Source organism: Collimonas sp. OK242, from assembly GCF_900107095.1.
Taxonomy (GTDB): Bacteria; Pseudomonadota; Gammaproteobacteria; order Burkholderiales; family Burkholderiaceae_D; genus Collimonas.
In genome coordinates this window covers 178905-202341 of sequence record NZ_FNOR01000008.1, presented here as the reverse complement: position 1 = coordinate 202341, position 23437 = coordinate 178905, and the positions used below count along the sequence as shown (strand labels likewise).

Sequence of the window (23437 nt, the reverse complement as noted above, 5' to 3'; positions counted from 1 at the left end):
TCGGGCCTGGCTGGCAGCAACCGGCAGCAAGCGATAATAAGGAACACGCTAAGGAACAAGCGGTTCGTTAAAAAAGGACGCCGGGGAGAAATCCTCGGGCGTCCTTTTTTTATTGCCTGTTTTTTTATTGTTGCTTGTGATGTCGATTCTACTTTCAGCCTGTTTCAGTTACGCGGGATAAAGCGCCCCCAGAATCCGTAAATCCCGGGCCCCGGTTACCCGCGGCAAATTACCCGGCAAGCGCTGGTCGAAACGTAGCGCCAGCCAGGCGAAAGCCACCGCTTCGACGTGGTTGGGAGCGATTCCGAGTGCTTCGGTGGATTGCACCGCTGCCGTCAGATGTCGTTGTTGCAGCGCGTGCGCCAGTTGTTGCATCAGATACGGGTTATAGGCGCCGCCGCCGCAGACATGCACGGTTTGCGCTGTCGGGGCATGCAGAGCGATGGCGTCTGCAATGGTGGCGGCAGTCAGCAGCGCCAGGGTCGCTTGCACATCGCGAGGAGCAAGCTGTTGCGGGAAGTTGCTCAGATGACGTGCCAGCCAGTCGGCGTGAAACAGATCGCGACCGGTGCTTTTGGGCGGTGCGGCGGCAAAATACTCTTCCTTGCGCATGGCGTCGAGCAGAGATGGCACAGCTTGGCCGGAAGCCGCCCACATGCCGTTCTCGTCGTAATGCTTGCCATGATGGCGCTTGATCCACAGATCCATCAGCACATTGCCCGGTCCGGTATCGAAACCGATGACATCGCGGGTTTGCCCTGGTGTTGCTTGAGCATGGGCATGCAACACGCTGATGTTGGCAATGCCGCCGATATTCACCACCACCCTGGTTTGCATCGGATCGGCGAATACCGCCTGGTGGAACGCCGGCACCAGCGGCGCACCCTGGCCGCCGGCGGCAATGTCGCGACTGCGAAAATCGGCGATGACGTCGATCCCGGTCAGCTCGGCCAGTAGCGCCGGGTTGTTGGCCTGGCGTGTGAAGCCAAGCTCGGGCCGATGCCGGATGGTTTGACCGTGGACGCCGATGGCACGGATCTGATCCGGCCGCAAGCCGGCATCCGCCAGCAAGCGTTCGACGCACGCCGCATAGTGTGAACTTAGGGTATTGGCAACCAGCGCCTCACGTTCGATCTCATTCTGGCCTGCAGTTTGCAGCGCCATCAGTTCGGCCCGCAGCGAAGCTGAGAATGGCACGTAGGCCGAGGCCAGGGTAGCTACCGGATGTTGCGCCGGACCGCTGGGAAATGCCGCGATGACGCCATCGACGCCGTCCAGGCTGGTGCCGGACATCAAGCCTATGAACAAGCCGCTGTGGAGTGTTGGAGTGGGCATAATAAAACCGTTGTGAGATCGTCTGATTCTATCAACGACCCGGCAACGGTTCTATATTTATTCGAGACTCAGCGAGGCAGAGATCTGCCGAAGCTTATTTTGACGCCAGTTTGGTGGCTGGGGTGCTTGCTACTGTTGCTGCAGCTACCATTTCACCGCCGCTCAACAAGTTAAAGCGGTGGGTGATATCGGCCGCAACCGCCTTGAAGCGCTGCAATTCGGCGCCGGCCAGCGGAGTTACGGTAGGCACTGCTACCGACAAGGGATCGCGCGGCTGGTTATCGACCCGGAATTCATAGTGCAGATGCGGGCCGGTAGCCCAGCCGGTCATGCCGACGTAGCCGATGACGTCGCCCTGGCTAACCTTGTTGCCTTTGCGCGAGCTCGCTGCAATCCGGCTCATGTGGGCGTATACAGTTGAATACTTGCCATCGTGCTTGATGATGACAACGTTGCCGTAACCGCTTTCGACGCCGGCAAAGTTGATCACGCCGTCCGCCGTGGCATGGATAGGCGTGCCGGTGGCGGCGGCAAAATCGACGCCGCTATGTTTTTTCCATTTGCCCAGGATAGGATGGATACGCATCGAGAAGCCGGAAGAAATACGGGTAAAGGCTAGAGGTGATTTCAGGAATGCTTTTTTCAGCGACTTACCGTCGAAACCGTAGTAGCCGCCTTGGCCGCTGCTGGCGGGATCGTCAAACCAGACTGCCTGGAACGGTTTGCCGCCATTCACGAATTCACCGGCCAGGATGCGTCCGGCGCGCAGGAATTGGCCGTTTTGCCAAAATGTTTCATAAGCGACATTGAAATGGTCGCCACGCTTCAGGTCTGAGGCAAAATTGATATTGGTGCCGAACATGGCCACGATTTGCGAAGCCACGCTGTCCGGGATATCGGCAGCATCGGTCGCCGCGAACAGCGAAGAGCGAATCACGCCCGTATGCATCTCGATGCGCCGTTCAACCGTGGCTGTTTCTTCCGCTACAGTGAAGGTATCGCCGTCGCGCCGGATCAGCAGATTCCTGGGAGTGTCTTCACTGCCGTCGACTATCGTCGCGCGCAACATCTGCAGCACGCCGTCATTGCTGGTTTGCGCTTGCACTACAGTGCCGCTCTTGAGTCGCAGCACGGCGCGTGCGCGAGCGTCGGATTTGATGAAATTGCTGGCTTCCTCGTCGTCGACGCCAAGCCGGGTCAGCAAAGTCGCCAGGGTGTCGCCGGCGCGCATTTTGTCTTCGGCAACATAAAGCTGTTGCTGAGCTTCAAGTTTTGCGATTTGCTCGCCAAGGCTGGGCAATTCCAGTTCTGCGGAAATCGCCTTGACCGAGACTTCGTCGGGATCCGTTGCCATCGGAGCAACGCCAGCTGCACCAAAGGCAAGCAGCGTCAGCACTACGGCAGAAGCGGAGACTATACGGGTTTTCGGCGTGGAATCAGCAAACGCGGCATAGGCCCGAACGGGTATCTGCGTGAAAAACGGCTTGATACTGGACCGCAAGTTAATGAATTTATCTTTGAGAGACATGCAATACGTTAAAATTTGCCGTTTGCTACCGATTCTTGTGTTGTTGTTTGATTGAACGACTTGCGGCGGGATTAAAAGGATCATGGATTATACCGTAGCCCATATTGGTGGGCCGCAGGATTCATCTGATTTCTGGTAACCCTATGTAATTGCTATATATTTCCTCTCGTTACGGCCGTTCCGTTCAGGCGCAAGCGCAATTTTTTAGATGTTATTTTCGCCGGATTTTTTCCCTTACTCCCATATGGCTCACGATTCCCAAAACACGTCACCGAAGGCAGCCGCTGCTGTTGAAAACACTCCACTGGTTCTGTCGGACCGGACCCAGGAAGCATTGGCGATTACCAAGCGCGGCGTCGACGAGCTGCTGATCGAGAGCGATTTTGCGCGCAAGCTGCAGCGTTCCGAACAAAGCAGCAAGCCGCTGCGTATCAAATTGGGCCTGGACCCGACCGCGCCGGATTTGCACCTCGGCCATACGGTGGTGCTGAACAAGATGCGGCAACTGCAGGATCTGGGACACAAGGTGATTTTCCTGATCGGCGACTTTACCTCCATGATCGGCGACCCGTCCGGACGCAATGTGACGCGGCCGCCGCTGACCCGCGAACAGATCGAAGAAAACGCCAAGACTTATTTTGCCCAAGCCAGCCTGGTGCTGGATCCGGCGCGTACCGAAATCCGCTACAACTCGGAATGGTCGGACAAGCTCGGCGCGCGCGGCATGATTCAGCTGTCGGCTAAATATACGGTGGCGCGGATTCTGGAGCGCGAAGATTTCACCAAACGTTTCAAGGCCGGCACGCCGATTTCGGTGCACGAACTGCTGTACCCATTGATGCAGGGCTACGATTCAGTGGCGCTGGAATCAGATCTCGAGCTGGGCGGCACCGACCAGAAATTCAATCTGCTGGTGGGCCGCGAGCTGCAGAAGCATTACGGCCAGGAGCCGCAATGCATCCTGACCATGCCTTTGCTGGAAGGCTTGGACGGCGTCGAGAAGATGTCGAAATCCAAGGGTAACTACATCGGCATCACGGAACCGGCCAATACCATGTTCGCCAAGGTGATGAGCATTTCCGACGTCATGATGTGGCGTTACTACGAGCTGTTGTCGTTCAAGTCGCTGGCGCAGATCGCCGGCTACAAGGCGCAAGTCGAAGGCGGCCAGAATCCGCGCGACATCAAGGTTGTGTTGGCGCAAGAAATCGTGGCGCGCTTCCACAGCCAGCAGGCGGCGGAAGATGCCTTGAGCGACTTTAACAATCGCGCCAAGGGCGGCATTCCGGACGACATTCCGGAACTGAGCCTGAGCGGCGCACCGCTGGGTATCGGCCAGTTGCTGAAGCAAGCCAATCTTTGCCCGTCCACCTCCGAGGCATTGCGCATGGTGGAGCAGGGCGGCGTGCGGATCGATGGCGCCGTCGTCAGCGACAAAGGCTTGAAAGTTGAAGCTGCCACTTTCGTGATACAAGTCGGCAAGCGCAAGTTTGCCCGCGTGACCTTGAGCGTATGATCGGGCTGTTGCAGCGAGTCAGCCATGCCAGCGTTGTGGTAGATGGCGCAACGGTCGGCGCCATCGATGGCGGCTTGCTGGTACTACTGTGCGCTGAACGCGGAGACCGCGAAAAAGAAGCGGATGCGCTGCTGACCAAATTGCTGGCTTATCGGGTGTTCGCCGACGACGCCGGCAAGATGAACCGCAGCCTGAGCGACATCGGCGGCGGCTTGCTGCTGGTGCCGCAATTTACGCTGGCGGCGGATACGCAATCAGGCAAGCGCCCCTCGTTCACACCGGCGGCGGCGCCGGAAGACGGCCGCCGCCTGTTCGACTATTTCGCCGGGCAAGCTGCCAGCCGGCACGCACAGGTGGCTACCGGCCGCTTTGGCGCCGACATGAAAGTGTCCTTGACCAATGACGGTCCGGTGACCTTCTGGCTGCAAGTAAAACCGCCGGCGGCGAAAGAGTTAGCTAAAGCATCAACCAAAGCATTAACGTAAGCAGATCAAATGCGTTCTTTTGGAGTAGCCTGATAACTTTACCAACGGGAGCTGAGCATGAAACTCTGGAGCCATTCCTTTAACGACGGTGCCTATATCCCCGGCGAGTTCGCTTTCGCGGTGGTGCATCCCGATACTCACATCACTTTGTCTGCCAACCACAACCCGCATCTGGGTTGGGGCGAACCGCCGGCCGGCACGCAATCGCTGCTGCTGATTTGCCACGATCCCGATGTGCCCTCGCGCGGCGACGATGTCAACCAGGAAGGCAGGACCGTGCCGGCCGATCTGCCGCGCGTCGATTTCTTTCATTGGGTGCTGGTCGACCTGCCGCCGCATGCCGCTTCGATCGAAGCCGGCAGTTTCAGCGACAGAGTCACCTCCCATGGCAAGCCCGGTCCCGACATCTATGGCGGCCCTATTGCCGGCGCACGTCATGGCTTGAATGACTACACCGGCTGGTTTGCCGGCGATGCAGCGATGAGCGGCGACTATTTCGGCTATGACGGTCCATGTCCACCGTGGAACGACGAGGTCGTGCATCGTTATATTTTTACTTTGTATGCATTGGACATTCCGCGTTTGCCGGTAGAGGGCAAATTCACCGGGCCGCAAGTGCTGGCAGCCATGCACGGCCACATTCTGGCGGAAGAATCCATCGTCGGCATTTACACTTTGAATCCAGCTTTATAAGCATAGGCTGGCCCCGCAGAAAATTTATGTCGACCACTGAAATAATACTGATACGCCACGGCGAAACGGACTGGAATCTGGAGCGTCGCCTGCAAGGCCATCTGGACATCCAGCTCAATCCTGTCGGCCGGCGCCAGGCCCAGGCGCTGGCCGCCAGCCTGGATGGCGTCGCGCTGGATGCGATTTTCAGCAGCGATCTGCAGCGCGCACAGCAAACCGCCGCGCCATTGGCCGAGGCGCGCGGCATGACATTGCAACTCGCCGCCGGATTGCGTGAGCGTTGTTACGGTGCGCTGGAAGGCTTGCGTTATCCGGAAGCCGCCGAGCGCTTCCCGGACGCCTACGCGGCGTTGATGGGACGCGACATCGATGTCCGTTATCCCGCTGGCAAGCATGCGGCGGAAACCATGCGCGAATTCTCCGCGCGCGTTATAACAACTTTCACGACCTTGACGGCTTTGCGCGATTTGTCGGCATCTGGCGATTTGCGGCGGATTGCCGTAGTGACGCATGGCGGCGTACTCGATTGCATTTACCGTTTTGCGCACAAGCTGCCGCTGGACCAGCCGCGCAGCTGCAATATTTTCAATGCCAGCATCAATCGCCTGAGCTGGAATCCTGAGTGGCCGCAACCGCTGCGGGTGGACGGCTGGGCGGATGTGGCGCATCTGGAGACTTTGTCGCTAGATGAAATTGATCAATGAAGGCGCAATAAATTAAGCAATAAGTCGGGCAATAAGCTGGGCAATAAAACGATCAACAAAACATTTGTTTCCAAGTGGAAATTATCGTGTTTCACGCTTATGTTGGTGCTCGACTGCAAGATCAAATAATCGCTATTAATCTATCTAAGCATCAGTAAAAACAGTTGCGATAAAAGCAGTGTGCTTGTGCTAATCTTGCCGATAAGAATTAAAACAACAGCGGGACAGTTAGCATGAAATTTAATCTTTTTCCCTCCTGGGCGCAGCGTGCTGCTGGCCCCGAGCCATTGGTCGAAGGGACCACGGGGAAATCGGCTGCGTCCGCTACCTTGGCTGGCCCGACATTGAATAAAGAGCAACTGGCGCTGGTTGGCGTACTGCATCAGCTGTTGCAAACCTTGCCTCAAGCCTATAGCGGTCGCGAAAGCGTCAAACGCCTGTGCCAAATGATTTTGCCCGCCAGCCCGCATATCCGGCTGGTATGGGTGGGATTTTGCCAGGACGATTCGGATGCGACCATCAAGCCGACGGCGATTGTCGGCCAGGCGCGGAGCGAATCCGACCAATGGCAGTTGGCCAAGGATTGTTTTGATTACGCGGCGCCGTTTACCCAGATTGCAGATTGGGACGCAGGCCGCGACAGCGAATTTCACGCGCTGTTTGCGCCATGGCAGGCACATCCCGAGCATTGTTCCGCCAAGGCCGCGCTGGCCATACCGCTGCGCTCGGAAAAGGCGCGCATGCACGGCATGATGGTGTTTTATGCGGATAGCCAAGACTATTTTTCGGAAACCGGGTTTGCTTCGTTTCAGGCTTTTGGCCATGTCTGCGAAGTGATCTGGAAACAATCCAATTTGTCGCATTTGCTTACGCGCCAGGCGCAGCTCGATTCGCTGACCGGCTTGCTGACCCGGCGCCGTATCGTGCATGTCTACGAAGAAGCGGTGGCCGCTACCGCCACGGCCGTCGCTGACGAGGCATCGCCGTTGTCGATTCTATATTGCCAACTGGACGATTTTCACAGGATCAACGATCTGTATGGCTGGGCGGTAGCCGACAATATCCTGGCGGCGTTTGCCAAAGATACCGGCGCACAGCTGCGCAAGACCGACAGCGGCGGACGCTGGAACGCCACCGAATTCCTGTACGTGTTGCCGGCCACCGACACGGTAGATGCCGACAGCCTGGCGGAGGCATTTCTCGCCCATTTCAAGCATCATCCGGTGAACATCGAAAACTGGTCGATCCGGCTCGCTTTGTCGATAGGGGTTGCAACTTACGGCGCTGACGGCCGCGGACTGGACGAATTAATTCATTACGCCACCCAGCATCTGCGCAGCTCCAATACCCTGTCCGAAGACGAACTTTGATTGTGCAAAAACCCGCGTGCCGCGGCAATCGGGATAAAATGACGCCTTTCCCCTTGTGATTTCATCCTGAGCTAGCGACGACGCTGTGAATATTGGTCCTTATTTCCTTCGTAACAATGTCTTTGTGGCGCCTATGGCAGGCGTCACGGACAGACCGTTCCGGCAGCTTTGCAAAGAGCTGGGCGCCGGCTATGCGGTGTCGGAAATGGCGGCCTCCAATCCGCGTCTGTGGCAGACCGAGAAAACCTCGCGCCGCATCAATCACGATGGCGAGATGGCGCCGCGCGCGGTGCAGATCGCCGGCGCCGATCCGCAGATGCTGGCTGAGTGTGCGAAATACAATGTCGATCACGGCGCGCAAATCATCGACATCAACATGGGATGTCCGGTCAAGAAAGTCTGCAACAGCTGGTGCGGTTCCGCCTTGTTGCAAGATGAGCAACTGGTGGCCGAGATTCTGGAAACGGTAGTTAACGCAGTCGAGGTGCCGGTCACGCTGAAGTTTCGCACCGGTTGGGACCGCCTGAATAAAAACGCCCTGAGTATTGCCCGCTTGGCAGAAGCCAGCGGCATCGCCATGCTGACTCTGCACGGACGAACCCGTGCCGACGGTTATAGCGGCGACGCTGAATATCAGACCATTGCCGCGGTCAAGGCCGCTGTGTCGATCCCGGTGGTCGCCAACGGCGATATCACGACGCCGGAAAAAGCACGGCAAGTATTGGCGTTCACCAAGGCCGACGCCATCATGGTGGGCCGCGCAGCGCAGGGCCGGCCATGGATTTTCCGCGAGATCGAACACTATTTGCGTACCGGCGACTATTTGCCGGCGCCGTTGGTGACGGAAGTGCAACACCTGATGGATGAACATCTGCGTGCGCACTATGGATTTTATGGGGATTACTTGGGGGTGCGTACCGCCCGCAAGCATATCGGCTGGTATGTGCGTGATTTGCCTGGCGGAGAGGCATTTCGGCAACGCATGAACCTGCTGGAAGATTGCGGCCAGCAACTGGCCGCAGTAAATAGCTTCTTCGAATCGCAGTTTGCGTTTGGGGAGCGGTTACAATACGGGGTGGCCGAGCAGATGCTGGCGGCCTGAGTCAGATTAACAAGATTAACAAAAAACAGGGCTTGCCACGATTGCTTCAGCTAGCTGGTGAAACGCCGCTGATGGTATTACGTAAGTCCTAAAAAAAAAGAACAGTAAAAAGAATGAGCAAAGAAAGTATCCAAGACGTCGTCAAGCAAAGCCTGGAAAAATATTTCAAGGATCTTGGCGAGCAGCCGCCGTCGAACGTCTACGACATGGTGATTTCCACGGTTGAAAAACCTGTATTGGAAGCTGTGATCGCGCGCGCCGAAGGCAATCAATCGCATGCGGCTGAAATGCTGGGCATTAATCGCAATACCCTGCGCAAGAAATTGCAGCAGCATGGTCTTTTGTAGATTTGTAAAAACCGTAGAAGCAGTTTCAAGGTGCGGTTTCAATACGCAGTTTCAAATAATTAACCGAGCGACGCCGCGTCAGCAGGCAACAGAATCAACAAGCTGGCGGCAGGCTGCAGTTTCCATCCAGGGACGCAGCACTTTCCTCAGCATGCTGTATTTATCCTTTTCCTTTATCCGTGTCCCTTCCCGTCATTCACTTCCAGAGTTTTCATCATGATTAAACAAGCCCTCATTTCAGTATCCGATAAAACCGGGATACTTGATTTCGCAAAAGAATTGTCGGCGCTGGGCGTAAATATCCTGTCGACGGGCGGCACCGCCAAGCTGCTGGCTGACAACGGCGTCAAGGTGACCGAAGTGGCGGATTACACCGGCTTTCCGGAAATGCTCGACGGCCGCGTCAAGACCTTGCATCCGAAAGTACACGGCGGCATCCTGGCGCGCCGTGATTTCCCTGAGCATATGGCGGCGTTGGAGCAACATCAGATTCCCATGATCGACATGGTGGTAGTCAATCTCTACCCGTTCCAGCAGACCATTGCCAAGGAGCAGTGCTCGCTGGAGGATGCGATCGAAAATATCGATATCGGCGGTCCCGCCATGCTGCGTTCGTCAGCCAAGAATCATAAAGATGTGATCGTGCTGTGCGATCCTAGCGATTACGCTGGCGTGCTGGCTGAACTGAAGGCGAATCAGGGTGAAGTCGGTTACGGCACCAAATTTGCGCTGGCCAAGAAGGTGTTTGCGCACACCGCCCAATATGACGGCGCGATTACCAATTACTTCACTTCGCTGGGCGAAGACAAGCAACACGCGACCCGCAGCGCCTATCCGGCGACACTGAACCTGCATTTCGAAAAAGTGCAGGAAATGCGCTACGGTGAGAATCCGCACCAGTCGGCAGCGTTTTACCGCGACGCCCGGCATGTCGAAGGTGCGCTGGCCAATTACAAGCAGTTGCAAGGCAAGGAACTGTCGTACAACAATATTGCCGACGCCGATGCGGCGTGGGAATGCGTCAAGACTTTCAGCGAAACCGCTTGCGTCATCATCAAGCACGCCAACCCTTGCGGCGTCGCCATCGGCAACAATCCGCTGGAAGCGTATAGCAAAGCCTTGCAAACCGATCCGACTTCAGCGTTTGGCGGCATCATCGCCTTCAATCAGGAGCTCGACGGCAACGCCGCCGAAGCGGTCGCCAAGCAATTCGTCGAAGTGATCATCGCGCCGTCCTTCACCGAACAAGCCAAGCAGGTTTTTGCCGCCAAGCAGAATGTGCGCTTGCTGGAAATTCCATTGGCTCACGCCATCAATCAGTATGATTTCAAGCGCGTCGGCGGCGGTTTGCTGGTGCAGGCGCCGGATGCGCGCAATGTCTCCCTGAGCGAGCTGAAGGTAGTCAGCAAGAAGCAGCCGACCCAGCAGCAATTGCAGGATCTGATGTTTGCCTGGCGTGTCGCCAAGTTCGTCAAGTCGAACGCTATCGTGTTTTGCGGCAATGGCATGACGCTGGGTGTTGGCGCCGGCCAGATGAGCCGCGTAGATTCTGCCCGCATCGCCTCGATCAAGGCGCAAAACGCCGGTCTGTCGCTGGTCGGTTCCGCGGTGGCTTCGGATGCGTTTTTCCCGTTTCGCGACGGCCTCGATGTGGTGGTCAATGCCGGCGCGACTTGCGTAGTGCAGCCGGGCGGCTCGATGCGCGATCAGGAAGTAATCGATGCGGCCGACGAGCATGGCGTAGTCATGCTGCTGACCGGTACCCGCCATTTCCGCCACTAAGTAACAGCTAGCAGCGACCGGCGCTTCGTGCTTGCCACGGCGAAGCGCTTCGGTCATCGTTTGAGTATATGAAAATCCTCGGTATCGACCCCGGTCTGCGGACCACCGGTTTTGGCGTCATCGACAAGCAGGGCAACCAGCTCAGCTATGTTGCCTCGGGCACCATCAAGACCCCGGACGCGGATTTGCCGCAACGTCTGAAGGTGATTCTGGCCAGCGTGTCCGAAGTCATCCGCACCTATGCGCCGGATTGCTCGGCGATCGAAAAAGTCTTCGTCAACGTTAATCCTCAATCGACGCTGTTGCTCGGGCAAGCCCGTGGCGCTGCGATTTGTGCGTTGGTGAGCGCAGACTTGCCGGTCGCCGAATATACCGCTTTGCAGATCAAGCAGGCGGTCGCCGGCCATGGCAAGGCGCAAAAGCAGCAGGTGCAGGATATGGTGCAGCGGCTGTTGCAGTTACCCGGACTGCCGGGTACCGATGCGGCCGATGCGCTGGCGGTAGCGATTTGTCATGCGCACAGCGGCGATGCGCTGGCGCATCTGAGTGCGCTGGCGCCGGATCTGGCGAAGAAGGGTTTGCGGGTACGCGGCGGCCGGCTGATCGGCTAGTTTGAAGCGTAGCTTGATTCGATGCCACTCATGCTCCCGATTTCAGTGCATTATCCAGGATTGTTTTCTGTTGTTACAGTACGAATTAATGCTATTTCGTCATCTGCAGCTGCTTATTCCGCACTATCAAGCCGCCTACTCCCTGCTTTATCTGTGATTTGTCTCATTTTGTCGATCCAAAGACTCTTTCAATTGTGAATCTTTGTTTCAGTAAAGTCGTGACAAACACATGTGTATATCTAAGAGCTGACATTTACAACTACTGCTAAGTCCTTCATTTATTTAGTAATTCAATGTAGGAGCATTCTCGGCACATTATTAAATACCGGCGCTAAGTCATTGACTTTACTCGGATATTTTGCAATTGCCTGTTGCTAAATGGCTTGACCTAGAATAGTGCATCCTCTAAAGTGGGTGGAAGTGTGGAAAAGTGTTTTTTTGTGGGGCATTTTTGCCGGCTTGCAAAGACAATTTTCCAAGATCAAATAAAGGAGCGTGTGCGGTGTTTCAAGGTGCGTCAGCATTAAATCTCGATGCAAAAGGACGGATGGCAGTGCCATCCAAGCATCGTGACGCGCTCACCGTTCAATGCGAGGGGCGGTTGACGCTCACCAAGCACCCGCATGGCTGCCTGCTGTTATTTCCGCGTCCGATCTGGGAGAGCCATCGCGAACAAATCGCGGCATGGCCGATGTCGGCACGCGCCTGGCAGCGGATTTTCCTGGGCAACGCCTCCGATGTCGAGCTCGATTCCGCCGGCCGGATTCTGGTGGCGCCGGAGCTGCGCTCGGCGGTCGGCTTGACGCGTGAGGTGATGTTGTTGGGCATGGGAAGCCATTTCGAGATTTGGGATGCAGCCAAGCTGGCTGAGAGCGAGTCGCAAGCAGTTGCGGCTGGCATGCCCGAAGTGTTAAGCAATTTTTCGTTCTGACGGGCCGGCCATGAGTGAACCAGTGGTGCCCGAGTTCCAGCACCGCACCGTGTTATTGGATGAGGCTGTCGATGCGTTGGCGATTGTCGGTACGCGTGCGGATGGCATTTACGTCGACGGTACTTTCGGTCGTGGCGGCCATAGCCGCAAGATTTTGCAGAGCCTGGGGCCGCGCGGCCGCTTGATCGCCTTCGACAAGGATCCGCAAGCCATCGCCACCGCCAGCACGATCGCCGATCCGCGTTTCGAGATTGTGCACGACAGCTTCGCGACGATGGCGCAGGCATTGCAGGAAAGAGGAATTCAACAAGTTGACGGAGTGCTGCTCGACCTGGGCATTTCGTCTCCGCAAGTGGATGATGCCAGCCGGGGTTTCAGCTTTCGTGCAGACGGCCCGCTCGACATGCGCATGGATACGACGCGCGGCATGTCGGCAGCAGCATGGTTGGCAATAGCAGATGAACAAACAATCGGAAAGGTGGTACGTGATTATGGGGAAGAACGGTTTGCTGTTCAGATTGCAAAGGCGATTGTTGCTAGCCGGACAATCCAGCCCATCACTGGCACACGACAGCTTGCCCAGATCGTGGCAAACGCCGTCAAGACCCGTGAGAAAGGCAAAGACCCGGCCACCCGTACCTTTCAGGCTATTCGGATTTTCATCAATCAAGAGCTTGAAGAACTCGAGATAGTACTGGATCAGGCATTTCGGCAGATGGCCCAGCAAGGGAGATTAGTCGTGATCAGCTTTCATTCGCTGGAAGATCGGATCGTCAAGCAGTTCATGGCTTCCAAGGCCAGGATGCCGCAGCCCGACCGTCGCCTGCCGATTCGTGCGGTCGATCTGCCGCAACCGGAATTGAAACTGGTGGCGCGGGTCAAGCCTTCCGACGCTGAAGTCGCGGAAAATCCGCGCGCGCGTTCCGCCATCATGCGGGTCGGTGAGCGTCTGGCTGCTGCCGGACCTTCTGCAACTGCCGGAGGCCGGGCATGAGCGGGCGTCTCAATTTCGTGCTCGCCTTGGCCCTGGTGCTGTGCGCCTTGGCGCTGGTCAATTCGCAGTATCAGGCGCGTCAGCTTTTCATCGAACTGGAGCGGGCGGCCAGCCAGTCGCGCCAGCTGGATATCGAATGGGCGCAATTGCAGCTCGATCAATCGACGCTGGGGAAAAACGCCAGGATTGAAGCCAGCGCTACGCGTGACTTGAACATGGTGCCGCTGACCGCTGACCGTACCCAATATCTGACGGTGGGGGAAAAATGACGCGCAATCCCCCGCGCAATTCACACACAGGACGGATTGCCGCCGGCAAAGGCCTGCCGTTTTCCGCCAGTCCGATGCTGAAAGTCAAGTTGCCGGTATGGCGCTCGCGGGTGGTGCTGTTCGCCATGTTCGCAGCCTTCCTGGCGCTGATCGTGCGGTCGCTGTGGCTGCAAGGGATTTCCACCGATTTTCTGCAAAAGCAAGGCGCTTCGCGCTATGCGCGTACGCTGGAGTTGCCGGCCACGCGCGGCAAGATTACCGATCGCAACGGCCAGGTGCTGGCGTCGTCGGTGCCGGTCAAGGCAATCTGGGCGATTCCTGAGGATGTGCAGGCTGCGCCGAAAGAGAAGCTGCGGGCATTGGCAAAACTGCTCGATATGAGCGATGCCGAACTGAGCAAGAAACTCGACTCCGATCGCAATTTTGTCTATCTCAAGCGCCAGGTCGAACAAGACATTTCCGACAAGATCGTCAAGCTCGGCATCGACGGCATCGAAACCCGCAAGGAATACAAGCGTTTCTATCCCGAAGGCGAGGTGGCGGCGCACGTGGTCGGTTTCACCAATGTGGAAGATGCCGGTCAGGATGGCATGGAGCTGTCGCAGCAGAAGACCTTGGCCGGCGCCACCGGCAGCCGTCGCGTGATCAAGGATCGGCTCGGGCGCATTGTCGAGGATATCGAGGCGGTCAAGGAACCGCATGACGGCAAGGACCTGGTGCTGTCGATCGACAGCAAGATCCAGTACATCGCCTTCACCCAATTGAAAGAAGCGGTGGAGCGGACCAAGGCCAAGGCCGGTGGCATCGTCGTGGTTGACGCCCGGACCGGCGAAGTGCTGGCTTTGGCAAATCTGCCCAGCTATAACCCGAACGACCGCTCGGTGCTGACCGGCGCCCAGCTGCGCAATCGGGTGATGACCGATACCTTCGAGCCCGGGTCAACCTTGAAGCCATTCACTGTTGCGCTCGCGCTCGACACCAATCGGGTCCAGGCGACCACGACCTTCCAGGTGCCGGACAAAATGACCATTGGCACTGCGACCGTGGGCGATTCCCATCCGCATCCGGTGGAGACCATGAGCGTCGCCCAGATTATTCAGAAATCATCGAATATCGGCACCGCCAAGATAGCGTTGCAGATGCCGGCCGAAGAAATGTGGGAGATGTTCACCACCGTCGGCCTTGGGCAGCAACCGAAATTCGGTTTCCCTGGCGCCGTTGCCGGTCGCGTGCGTCCTTTCAAATCGTGGCGGCCGATTGAGCAGGCGACCATGAGCTACGGTCATGGTATTTCGGTGTCTCTGATCCAGATGGCCCACGCCTACACGATTTTTGCGCGCAACGGCGACCTGATCCCCCTGTCATTCCAGAAAGTCACCGAATCCCCGGTCGGACAGCGCGTGGTCTCGGAAAAGACCGCGCTGACCATGCGCGCCATGCTGGAGCGGGTCACCGCGCCAGGCGGCACCGCACCGAAAGCGCAAGTACCTGGCTATCGGGTAGGCGGAAAAACCGGTACCGCTTATAAGATTGAAGGCGGTAAATATGTCAAAAAATACATTGCCGATTTCGTCGGCTTTGCCCCGGCTTCCGATCCGCGTCTGATTATTGCGGTGATGGTCGACGAACCGGCTGTCGGCTCGCACTTCGGCGGCGACGTCGCCGCGCCGGTGTTCGCGACGGTTGCCGCTAACGCCTTGCGGGCGCTGAACGTGCCGCCGGATTCCAGTGTCACCGACATCATCATCCCGACCGACGGTCCGCAGGAGGGTTTGTGATGAAATCCACGGCAAAGCAATTGCAAGACATCCAGCAGTGGCTGAGCAGCGTTGCCCCGGCTGGCGCTGAACTGGTGTCGGACTCGCGCAAGGTAAAGGCTGGCGACGTGTTCTTTGCCTATCCCGGCGATGCGGCCGACGGCCGCGCCTATATTGCGCAAGCGCTGAAAAACGGCGCATCCGCGGCGCTTTACGAGAGCGAAAAATTTACCTGGGATGCTGCATGGGGCGTCGCCCATCGCGCGGTAAGCGGCCTCAAGCAGCTTAGCGGCCAGATCGCCCATACTTATTATCGGCAAGCCGACCAGGACATGCTGGTGGTTGCCGTCACCGGCACCAATGGCAAGACATCGTGTACCCAATGGCTGGGCCATGCACTGTCGCACCTGGGCCAGACTACCGGCGTCATCGGGACTCTCGGCACGGGAATATATAGCCACGGCCAGCGCGGTGAATTCGAAGAAACCGGCAATACCACGCCTGATGCACTGTTATTGCAACACGCGCTGAGCGAGATGCGCCAACAAGGCGTGGCGGCGCTGGCGATTGAAGCATCTTCGATCGGCCTGGAACAAGGGCGCATGAGCGGCATGCATGTCGACATCGCCTTGTTCACCAATTTCACGCGCGATCATCTGGATTACCACGGTGACGAACAGCATTACGAAGCCGCAAAACGCATATTGTTCGATTGGCCAGGATTGCAGCAAGCCGTGATCAATCTCGATGACGCCATGGGCTTGCGTCTGGTGAGTCATTTGGCGCAAAAGCAAGCAGCAGTCCCAGTGATCGGCTATACGTGCGAGGAGCTGAAAGAGGAACTGGAAACGCCGGCGGGCGTTGCGGTGCTGCGCGCCTCGGCGATCCGCACCAGCGCCAATGGCACTGCATTCCACCTCGATTCGCCGTTCGGCTCGGCACACGTCAAGACGCAGCTGGTGGGACAATTCAATGTCAGCAATGCACTTGGCATTCTAGGCGTGCTGCTAGCCAAAGGTGTTGCCTGGGATGCCGCGTTGCACGCGATTGAACTGTTGGTTGCCGTGCCGGGTCGAATGCAGCAGTTCGGCGGCCATGACGCGCCGCTGATAGTTATCGATTATGCACACACCCCTGACGCGCTGGAAAAAACCTTGAATACCCTGCGGCAAGTCACGCAGCAACGCAACGGCGAATTGTGGTGCGTATTCGGTTGCGGCGGCGATCGCGATCCCGGCAAGCGCCCGCAGATGGGCGCTATCGCAGAACTGGCGGATCACGTCATCGTCACCAGCGACAATCCCCGCAATGAGGAGCCGGGCGCCATCATCGCTCAGATTCTGGCCGGGATGAAAGCGCCGCAGGCCGCGCAGGCGCTGGAAGACCGCGCCGCCGCGATTCTGTGGGCGGTGCGGCATGCGGGCAAGGCCGATGTGGTCTTGCTGGCAGGTAAAGGCCATGAAACATATCAAGAAATAAAGGGAAAGAAATTGCCGTTTTTAGATGCCGACCATACCGCGCTGGCGCTTGCCGCGCGGGCCACCATGAAAGGCGGCAGCGTATGAACGTCTCATTGCAGCTGCTGCAATCGTGGCTGGGATTGCCTGCCGCCGGCAGCCAGGTCGTGGTGCATGGCTTGTCCACGGATAGCCGTGCGGTGACGCCAGGTTCGCTGTTTGTCGCATTGCGTGGCGAGCGTTTCGACGCCCACGATTTCCTCGATCAGGTAGTTGCCCAAGGCGCAGCAGCGGTGGTGGTGGAACGCGCACCAGCGACGCTGACGGTGCCGGCATTGCTGGTGGACGACACCCGGATTGCACTTGGCACGATAGGGCAGCGCTGGCGGCAGCAATTTACGCTGCCGTTGATTGCCGTCACCGGCAGTAACGGCAAGACCACAGTAAAAGAAATGATTGCCGCGATCCTGGTCGCGGCTTTTGGTATTGATAAATCACTGGCGACACGCGGCAATTTCAATAACGAGATTGGCGTTCCACTGACCCTGCTGCGGCTTGAGGCTAGCCATCAGGCCGCCGTGATTGAACTGGGCATGAATCATCCCGGTGAAATTGCGCTGCTGACAGCGCTTGCCGAACCGACCGTGGCACTGGTCAACAATGCACAGCGCGAGCATCAGGAATTCATGGCGAGCGTAGCGGCGGTTGCCGAAGAAAACGGCAGTGTGATCCGCGGCTTGCCGGCCAACGGTATTGCCGTGTTCCCGGCAGACGATCCTTATACAGAGTTGTGGCGTGGCTATGCCGCCGACAAGGCGGGCAGCATCAGCTTCGGCCTGACACCCGATGCAGATGTCAGCGCCAGTTACACCAAGGCGGCGAATGGTTTCGGCAGCGATTTGATGGTGTCCGCTACGACCGCAACAGGGCCGCAAAAATTTGCAGTGCAATTGTCCGCCGCCGGCGAACACAATGTACGCAATGCGCTCGCCGCCATCGCTTGCACCCTGGCGATCGGCATCGACATCGCGGCGATCAGGCGCGGCCTGGAATCGTTCGCGCCGGTCAGCGGCCGGCTGCAGCGCAAATTGGCGCAAGCCGCCGGTTGCGCCGGCGCGCTGGTGATCGACGACACCTACAATGCTAATCCGGATTCGATGCGGGCGGCAATCGATGTGCTGGCGCAGACCGCCGAGCCGCGTTTGCTGGTGCTGGGCGATATGGGCGAAGTCGGCAACGAAGGACGCGAATTCCATCAGGAGATCGGCGCTTACGCCAAGCAACGCGGCGTCACCCGATTGTTCACGCTGGGCGACATGGCGGCCGATGCCAGCGCCGCCTTCGGTCCGCAAGCACAACATTTCAACGACATCGCAGCGTTGCTAGCCGCGCTCGATGCCGCCATGACACCGGACGCCACGGTGCTGATCAAAGGGTCGCGCTTCATGAAAATGGAGCGGGTTGTTCAGCATCTTGCAGGTACAAGTTCTGAAGGGGTTCACTAACATGCTGCTATGGCTGGCACAAAATTTTCAGCAGGATTTCAGTTTCCTGCGCGTTTTCAACTTCATCACCTTTCGCGCCGTGTTCGCGACCTTGACGGCGTTGATGATCGGCTTGATCGCGGGACCTGGCGTGATCCGCATGCTGGCGCGCCTGAAAGTCGGGCAAGCGGTGCGTACCGACGGTCCGCAAACGCATTTGATTAAATCCGGCACGCCGACCATGGGCGGCGTGCTGATCCTGATTGCAATCGGCATTTCGACTTTGCTGTGGAGCGACCTGGGTAACCGCTTTGTCTGGATCGTACTGGTGGTCACTCTGGGTTTCGGCACCATCGGCTGGGTCGACGATTACCGCAAGGTAGTCTACAAGGATCCGAACGGCATGCGTTCGCGCGAGAAGTATTTCTGGCAATCCGTGATCGGCGTAGTGGCGGCGATTTACCTGGCGTTCTCGGTATCGGCGCCGAACAATACCCAGGTTTGGGACTTGTTCGTGGCCTGGGTCGAATCCGGTTTCAGCCTGGATTTGCCGCCGAAGGCCGATCTGATCGTACCGTTTTTCAAGACCGTCAGTTATCCGCTGGGCGTCTGGGGGTTCATGGCCTTGACCTATTTCGTCATCGTCGGCACCAGCAACGCAGTCAACCTGACCGATGGCCTGGACGGCCTGGCGATCATGCCGACCGTGATGGTGGGAGCGGCGCTTGGATTGTTCGCCTATCTCACCGGTAACGTGACTTTCGCCAAATACCTGCTGATACCGCATATTCCCGGGGCCGGCGAACTGTTGATTTTCTGCGGCGCGATGGCCGGCGCCGGACTCGCTTTCCTTTGGTACAACGCCTATCCGGCGCAGGTATTCATGGGCGATGTCGGCGCGCTGGCTTTGGGCGGCGCCTTGGGCACCGTGGCGGTCATCGTGCGCCAGGAAATCGTGCTGTTCATCATGGGTGGTATTTTCGTGGTCGAAACTTTATCGGTCATGCTGCAGGTAATCTATTTCAAGTATACGAAGAAGCGTTTCGGCGTTGGTCGCCGCGTATTGCTGATGGCGCCTTTGCACCATCACTATGAACAAAAAGGCTGGAAAGAAACGCAGGTCGTGGTGCGTTTCTGGATTATCTCGATGATGCTGGTGTTGTTTGGGCTTTCAACGCTGAAGCTCAGGTAGCGCTACGGTAGCGATAAGGTAGAAGGTAGGCGGTAATGAACTATACGGGTAAGCATGTTCTGGTATTAGGGCTGGGAGAATCGGGCCTGGCATCCGCATTGTGGCTGGCACATTGCGGTGCGACCGTGCGCGTAGCCGATACGCGCAGTGCGCCGGAACGCCTGCCGCTGTTGCAACAGGCAATCCCGGCAGTGGAATTCATCGCCTCCGGCGATGGCGGCGGTTTCGCTGCCAGCCTGCTGGACGGCATCGACTTTGTCGTGACCAGCCCGGGCCTGGCGCCGAACCGGGAGCTGAAAGATATTCAGTCCGCGGCGACCGATCGCGACATTCCGGTATGGGGTGAAATCGAAGTGTTTGCGCAAGCCTTGGCGGCATTGCGCGAGAGTCGCGCCTATACGCCGAAAGTGATTGCCATCACCGGCACCAACGGCAAAACCACCGTCACCAGCCTGACCGGTTTGCTGTGCGAACGCGCCGGCTTGACGGTGCAAGTGGCGGGCAACATCAGTCCGGCGGCACTGGATGTGTTGCGTAGCGTACTGGAGAAAGATGCCTTGCCGCAGGTCTGGGTGCTGGAGCTGTCCAGTTTCCAATTGCATGCAAGCTGCAACCTGCTTGCCGATGCGGCGACCATCCTGAATATCACTCAGGATCACCTGGACTGGCATGGCGACATGGAGTCCTATGTGGCCGACAAGGCGCGCATTTTCAGTGCCAATACCGTGCGGGTGCTGAATCGCGACGATCCACTGACGATGCAGTTTAAAACCGGCAACAGCATTAGCTTCGGTTTCGACGAACCGGTTGAGGGCGATTGTTTTGGTCTGGTCAGCGACAACGGCATGCAGTGGTTGTCGGTAGCGGTGCCGGGTGACGAAGAAGAAAGAGTGGAGAAGCGGCGCAGCAAGAAAGAGCAGCTTGCCTTGCTGCCGGTTTCAGTCAAACGTTTGATGCCGGCTGACGCCTTGCGGATTCGTGGCCGTCACAATGCCGCCAACGCACTGGCGGCACTGGCATTGTGCCGTGCGATTGACTTGCCATTTGCGCCGCTGCTGCACGGTTTGCGCGAGTATCACGGCGAGCCGCATCGGGTCGAGCTGGTGACGACGATTGGCGGCGTTGAATATTACGACGACAGCAAGGGTACCAATGTCGGCGCTACGGTAGCGGCCTTGAACGGACTGGGACGCGGTTCCGATGGCGACGGTAATGCCAGCCGCTTGCTGCTGATCGCCGGCGGCGACGGCAAAGGACAGGATTTCGCTCCGCTGGCCGCTCCGCTGGCCGCCTATGGCCGCGCACTGCTGCTGATCGGCCGCGATGCAGCCGCAATTCGCGCTGCAGTGGAAAGCCATGCGGCAGGTATCGACATCATTGCCTGCACCACGCTGGAAGAAGCCGTAACGCGCGCCGCCGAGCTGGCGCATCCCGGCGATGCCGTGTTGCTGTCGCCGGCCTGCGCCAGTCTCGACATGTTCCGCAATTACGCCCATCGGGCGCAAGTATTCGTCGATGCAGTACGTGAACTGGCCCTGTCGCGCGGTGAGGTCGGTCTATGAAATTCGCCTTTCCATCATTTTCAGCCAAGCCTGCGGCCACTGCGCCGTCGCGGCCGCGCACGCTCGACAGCCAGAAACCTGGCGTCCAGCGTTCGAAAATGATGGAATACGACCAGCCCTTGGTATGGGTGGTCATAATGCTGATGCTGTTCGGATTGGTGATGGTGTACTCGGCCTCGATCGCATTGCCGGATTCGCCCAAGTATTCGAATTATACGAATGCCCATTTCCTGGTACGGCAAGCGATCTTTATCTGCGTCTCGCTGGTTGCGGGATTGGTGACATTCCGCGTTCCGATTGCTACCTGGCAGCGGTGGGCGCCGTATCTGTTCGTGATTACCCTGATCTTGCTGGCGATGGTGCTGGTGCCGGGATTGGGGCGCGGCGTCAACGGCGCCAAGCGCTGGCTGTCGTTCCGGGTATTCAATTTGCAACCGTCGGAACTGATGAAGCTGTTCATTGTCTTGTACGCAGCCAACTACACGGTGCGCAAACAGGAAGTGATGCACAAGCTGACCAAAGGGTTCTTGCCGATGACTGCCGCGGTCGGGCTGGTCGGCTTGCTGCTGATGCTGGAGCCGGATCTGGGCGCGCTCGGTGTGATCGTTTGCATCGCCATGGGGATTTTGTTTTTGGGCGGGATCAACGGCATCTGGTTCGGCGGCATAGGCGCCATGCTGGCCGGCATGTTTACTTTGGTGATCTGGCTGTCGCCATGGCGGCGTGAGCGGATCTTTGCTTATCTGAATCCGTGGGCGGAAGAAAATGCCCTGGGCAAGGCTTACCAGTTGTCGCATTCGCTGATCGCATTCGGGCGCGGCGAGCTGTTTGGCGTCGGTCTGGGCGCCAGCGTCGAAAAACTGCACTATCTGCCGGAGGCCCATACCGACTTCCTGCTGGCGGTGATTGGCGAAGAGCTGGGGTTTGTCGGCGTGCTGGTGGTGGTCATGCTGTTTTACTGGATCATCAAGCGTGCTTTTGAAATCGGCCGCCAGGCGATCGCCATGGATCAGACTTTTGCCGGCCTGACTGCCAAGGGCATCGGCATCTGGATTGGGGTGCAGACCTTCATCAACATGGGCGTCAATCTGGGCTTGTTGCCGACCAAGGGCTTGACTCTGCCGCTGATGAGCTACGGTGGTTCGGGGGTGCTGATCAATTGCATCGGTCTGGCGATCTTGCTGCGCATCGATTACGAGAATCGGGTTCTGATGCGCGGAGGCCGGGCATGAGCTCCAATACAAAACGCTTATTGATCATGGCGGCAGGCACCGGCGGCCACATATTCCCAGGTCTGGCGATTGCCGACACCATGCGCGCGCGCGGCTGGCAAGTGAGCTGGCTGGGCACCACCCATGGCATGGAATGCGATCTGGTGCCGCAGCATGGCATCGAGATGGACAAGATTACGTTCTCCGGCTTGCGCGGCAAAGGCCTGGCGCATACGGTGCGCGGAGCCTGGCGCATGCTGCTGAGTTTTCCAGCCTGCTTCCGCATCTTGGGCCGGCGCCAGGCCGATGTGGTGCTGGGCATGGGCGGTTACGTGACAGTGCCGGGCGGTGCAATGGCGCGTCTGCGCGGCGTGCCGTTAGTGCTGGTGAATGCCGATGCGGCCTTGCTGTTGTCGAACCAGACCCTGGCGCCGCTGGCGCAACGCGTGCTGTTCGGCTTTCCGGCAGATTTCGGAAGCGCTGCAAGCAAAGCTCTAGTCACCGGCAATCCGGTACGCAAGGAAATCCTGGCGTTGCCGTTGCCGGCAGAACGTTATAGCGGCCGCATCGGCCCGCTGCGCCTGCTGGTGGTGGGCGGCAGCCTGGGCGCCAAGGCGCTCAACGATTGTTTGCCGGCGGCCTTGGCTTTGATACCGGCCGATTTGCGGCCAAGCATCACGCATCAATCCGGCAAGCAGCATATCGATGCCCTGCGCAACGCTTATGCTGCGGCTGGCGTAACAGCAGAGGTCGTGGCGTTTATAGACGATATGCCGCGCCGTTACGCCGATGCCGATCTGGTGATTTGCCGGGCCGGGGCGATCACGGTTTCGGAACTGACCGCAGCCGGCGTCGCCAGCGTACTGGTGCCGCTGGTGGCATCGACTACTTCGCACCAGCGTGACAATGCACGCTGGATGGCGGCACAGAAAGCGGCGATTCACTTGCCGCAAACCGACTTAAGCAAAGAGCGCCTGGCCGCGTTGTTGACGCGCATCTCGCGTCAGGACTGCCAGACGATGGCGCAGGCAGCATATGAAAACGGCCGGCGCGACGCCAATCAGGCGATCGCGCAGGTTCTCGAAGAATTGGCAGGTGCGCAGTGAG

General features: G+C 58.1%; 21 protein-coding genes. 19 read left to right on the top strand and 2 right to left on the bottom strand.

The genetic code is table 11. From position 1 onward, the window contains the following. Positions 1-168: 168 nt before the first annotated feature. Entirely contained in the window at positions 169-1335 is a 1167-nt protein-coding gene (locus tag BLV81_RS10925) for an anhydro-N-acetylmuramic acid kinase (RefSeq protein WP_092355591.1), read from the bottom strand. 94 nt (positions 1336-1429) lie between these two features. Further along, positions 1430-2863, bottom strand: coding sequence for a M23 family metallopeptidase (locus BLV81_RS10920; protein WP_092355588.1), 1434 nt, complete (start codon positions 2861-2863; stop codon positions 1430-1432). A 244-nt stretch (positions 2864-3107) separates the two neighbouring features. Here BLV81_RS10920 and tyrS point away from each other — a divergent pair, with 244 nt between their 5' ends. The 19 genes from tyrS (at position 3108) to murG (ending at position 23436) form a co-directional block, all read left to right on the top strand. Then, positions 3108-4379, top strand: coding sequence for a tyrosine--tRNA ligase (gene tyrS, locus BLV81_RS10915; protein WP_092355742.1), 1272 nt, complete (start codon positions 3108-3110; stop codon positions 4377-4379). Next, positions 4376-4864 carry a D-aminoacyl-tRNA deacylase gene (gene dtd, locus BLV81_RS10910; RefSeq protein WP_092355585.1) on the top strand — a complete coding sequence of 163 codons (489 nt, stop codon included), beginning with the start codon at positions 4376-4378 and terminating at the stop codon, positions 4862-4864. The genes tyrS and dtd overlap by 4 nt, the downstream gene beginning before the upstream one ends. Positions 4865-4921: 57 nt before the next feature. Continuing rightward, positions 4922-5557 (top strand): YbhB/YbcL family Raf kinase inhibitor-like protein, encoded by a 636-nt coding sequence (locus tag BLV81_RS10905; protein WP_092355582.1) that lies wholly within the window; start codon positions 4922-4924, stop codon positions 5555-5557. Positions 5558-5583: 26 nt separating this feature from the next. Continuing rightward, positions 5584-6261: a histidine phosphatase family protein gene (locus BLV81_RS10900; protein WP_092355579.1), complete on the top strand. Its 678-nt coding sequence runs from the start codon at positions 5584-5586 to the stop codon at positions 6259-6261. 233 nt (positions 6262-6494) lie between these two features. Then, positions 6495-7631 (top strand): GGDEF domain-containing protein, encoded by a 1137-nt coding sequence (locus tag BLV81_RS10895; protein ID WP_092355576.1) that lies wholly within the window; start codon positions 6495-6497, stop codon positions 7629-7631. An 85-nt stretch (positions 7632-7716) separates the two neighbouring features. After that, complete coding sequence (dusB, locus tag BLV81_RS10890; protein ID WP_092355573.1) at positions 7717-8733, top strand: tRNA dihydrouridine synthase DusB; 1017 nt, start codon at positions 7717-7719, stop codon at positions 8731-8733. A 113-nt stretch (positions 8734-8846) separates the two neighbouring features. Beyond that, complete coding sequence (locus BLV81_RS10885) at positions 8847-9080, top strand: Fis family transcriptional regulator (RefSeq protein WP_014007929.1); 234 nt, start codon at positions 8847-8849, stop codon at positions 9078-9080. Positions 9081-9296: 216 nt separating this feature from the next. Further along, positions 9297-10862, top strand: a complete 1566-nt coding sequence (gene purH / locus BLV81_RS10880) for a bifunctional phosphoribosylaminoimidazolecarboxamide formyltransferase/IMP cyclohydrolase (protein ID WP_092355570.1) — start codon at positions 9297-9299, stop codon at positions 10860-10862. Positions 10863-10930: 68 nt separating this feature from the next. After that, entirely contained in the window at positions 10931-11473 is a 543-nt protein-coding gene (gene ruvC / locus BLV81_RS10875; RefSeq protein ID WP_092355567.1) for a crossover junction endodeoxyribonuclease RuvC, read from the top strand. A gap of 502 nt (positions 11474-11975) precedes the next feature. Next, positions 11976-12404 carry a division/cell wall cluster transcriptional repressor MraZ gene (gene mraZ, locus BLV81_RS10870; RefSeq protein ID WP_092355564.1) on the top strand — a complete coding sequence of 143 codons (429 nt, stop codon included), beginning with the start codon at positions 11976-11978 and terminating at the stop codon, positions 12402-12404. Positions 12405-12414: 10 nt separating this feature from the next. After that, entirely contained in the window at positions 12415-13398 is a 984-nt protein-coding gene (gene rsmH / locus BLV81_RS10865) for a 16S rRNA (cytosine(1402)-N(4))-methyltransferase RsmH (protein WP_092355561.1), read from the top strand. After that, the gene (ftsL, locus tag BLV81_RS10860; protein WP_092355558.1) at positions 13395-13667 is read left to right on the top strand and encodes a cell division protein FtsL; all 273 of its coding nucleotides are present in this window, start codon (positions 13395-13397) and stop codon (positions 13665-13667) included. Before rsmH ends, ftsL begins: the two co-directional genes overlap by 4 nt. Further along, entirely contained in the window at positions 13664-15445 is a 1782-nt protein-coding gene (locus BLV81_RS10855; protein ID WP_092355555.1) for a peptidoglycan D,D-transpeptidase FtsI family protein, read from the top strand. Before ftsL ends, BLV81_RS10855 begins: the two co-directional genes overlap by 4 nt. Further along, the gene (locus tag BLV81_RS10850) at positions 15445-16989 is read left to right on the top strand and encodes a UDP-N-acetylmuramoyl-L-alanyl-D-glutamate--2,6-diaminopimelate ligase (RefSeq protein WP_092355553.1); all 1545 of its coding nucleotides are present in this window, start codon (positions 15445-15447) and stop codon (positions 16987-16989) included. Before BLV81_RS10855 ends, BLV81_RS10850 begins: the two co-directional genes overlap by 1 nt. Next, a complete protein-coding gene (gene murF / locus BLV81_RS10845) occupies positions 16986-18386 on the top strand; it encodes a UDP-N-acetylmuramoyl-tripeptide--D-alanyl-D-alanine ligase (RefSeq protein WP_092355550.1) in 1401 nt (466 codons plus the stop codon). The genes BLV81_RS10850 and murF overlap by 4 nt, the downstream gene beginning before the upstream one ends. A 1-nt stretch (position 18387) precedes the next feature. Then, positions 18388-19557 (top strand): phospho-N-acetylmuramoyl-pentapeptide-transferase, encoded by a 1170-nt coding sequence (gene mraY / locus BLV81_RS10840; protein ID WP_092355547.1) that lies wholly within the window; start codon positions 18388-18390, stop codon positions 19555-19557. A 35-nt stretch (positions 19558-19592) separates the two neighbouring features. Continuing rightward, complete coding sequence (gene murD / locus BLV81_RS10835) at positions 19593-21119, top strand: UDP-N-acetylmuramoyl-L-alanine--D-glutamate ligase (RefSeq protein ID WP_092355544.1); 1527 nt, start codon at positions 19593-19595, stop codon at positions 21117-21119. Further along, complete coding sequence (gene ftsW, locus BLV81_RS10830; RefSeq protein ID WP_092355541.1) at positions 21116-22351, top strand: putative lipid II flippase FtsW; 1236 nt, start codon at positions 21116-21118, stop codon at positions 22349-22351. The genes murD and ftsW overlap by 4 nt, the downstream gene beginning before the upstream one ends. Beyond that, positions 22348-23436, top strand: coding sequence for an undecaprenyldiphospho-muramoylpentapeptide beta-N-acetylglucosaminyltransferase (gene murG, locus BLV81_RS10825; protein ID WP_092355539.1), 1089 nt, complete (start codon positions 22348-22350; stop codon positions 23434-23436). The genes ftsW and murG overlap by 4 nt, the downstream gene beginning before the upstream one ends. Position 23437 lies beyond the last annotated feature (1 nt).

Coding starts and splice junctions, on each gene's coding strand:
- BLV81_RS10925 (WP_092355591.1), bottom strand. CDS start 1,335: ATGCCCACTCCAACACTCCACAGCGGCTTGTTCATAGGCTTGATGTCC.
- BLV81_RS10920 (WP_092355588.1), bottom strand. CDS start 2,863: ATGTCTCTCAAAGATAAATTCATTAACTTGCGGTCCAGTATCAAGCCG.
- tyrS (WP_092355742.1), top strand. CDS start 3,108: ATGGCTCACGATTCCCAAAACACGTCACCGAAGGCAGCCGCTGCTGTT.
- dtd (WP_092355585.1), top strand. CDS start 4,376: ATGATCGGGCTGTTGCAGCGAGTCAGCCATGCCAGCGTTGTGGTAGAT.
- BLV81_RS10905 (WP_092355582.1), top strand. CDS start 4,922: ATGAAACTCTGGAGCCATTCCTTTAACGACGGTGCCTATATCCCCGGC.
- BLV81_RS10900 (WP_092355579.1), top strand. CDS start 5,584: ATGTCGACCACTGAAATAATACTGATACGCCACGGCGAAACGGACTGG.
- BLV81_RS10895 (WP_092355576.1), top strand. CDS start 6,495: ATGAAATTTAATCTTTTTCCCTCCTGGGCGCAGCGTGCTGCTGGCCCC.
- BLV81_RS10885 (WP_014007929.1), top strand. CDS start 8,847: ATGAGCAAAGAAAGTATCCAAGACGTCGTCAAGCAAAGCCTGGAAAAA.
- purH (WP_092355570.1), top strand. CDS start 9,297: ATGATTAAACAAGCCCTCATTTCAGTATCCGATAAAACCGGGATACTT.
- ruvC (WP_092355567.1), top strand. CDS start 10,931: ATGAAAATCCTCGGTATCGACCCCGGTCTGCGGACCACCGGTTTTGGC.
- rsmH (WP_092355561.1), top strand. CDS start 12,415: ATGAGTGAACCAGTGGTGCCCGAGTTCCAGCACCGCACCGTGTTATTG.
- ftsL (WP_092355558.1), top strand. CDS start 13,395: ATGAGCGGGCGTCTCAATTTCGTGCTCGCCTTGGCCCTGGTGCTGTGC.
- BLV81_RS10855 (WP_092355555.1), top strand. CDS start 13,664: ATGACGCGCAATCCCCCGCGCAATTCACACACAGGACGGATTGCCGCC.
- BLV81_RS10850 (WP_092355553.1), top strand. CDS start 15,445: ATGAAATCCACGGCAAAGCAATTGCAAGACATCCAGCAGTGGCTGAGC.
- murF (WP_092355550.1), top strand. CDS start 16,986: ATGAACGTCTCATTGCAGCTGCTGCAATCGTGGCTGGGATTGCCTGCC.
- mraY (WP_092355547.1), top strand. CDS start 18,388: ATGCTGCTATGGCTGGCACAAAATTTTCAGCAGGATTTCAGTTTCCTG.
- murD (WP_092355544.1), top strand. CDS start 19,593: ATGAACTATACGGGTAAGCATGTTCTGGTATTAGGGCTGGGAGAATCG.
- ftsW (WP_092355541.1), top strand. CDS start 21,116: ATGAAATTCGCCTTTCCATCATTTTCAGCCAAGCCTGCGGCCACTGCG.
- murG (WP_092355539.1), top strand. CDS start 22,348: ATGAGCTCCAATACAAAACGCTTATTGATCATGGCGGCAGGCACCGGC.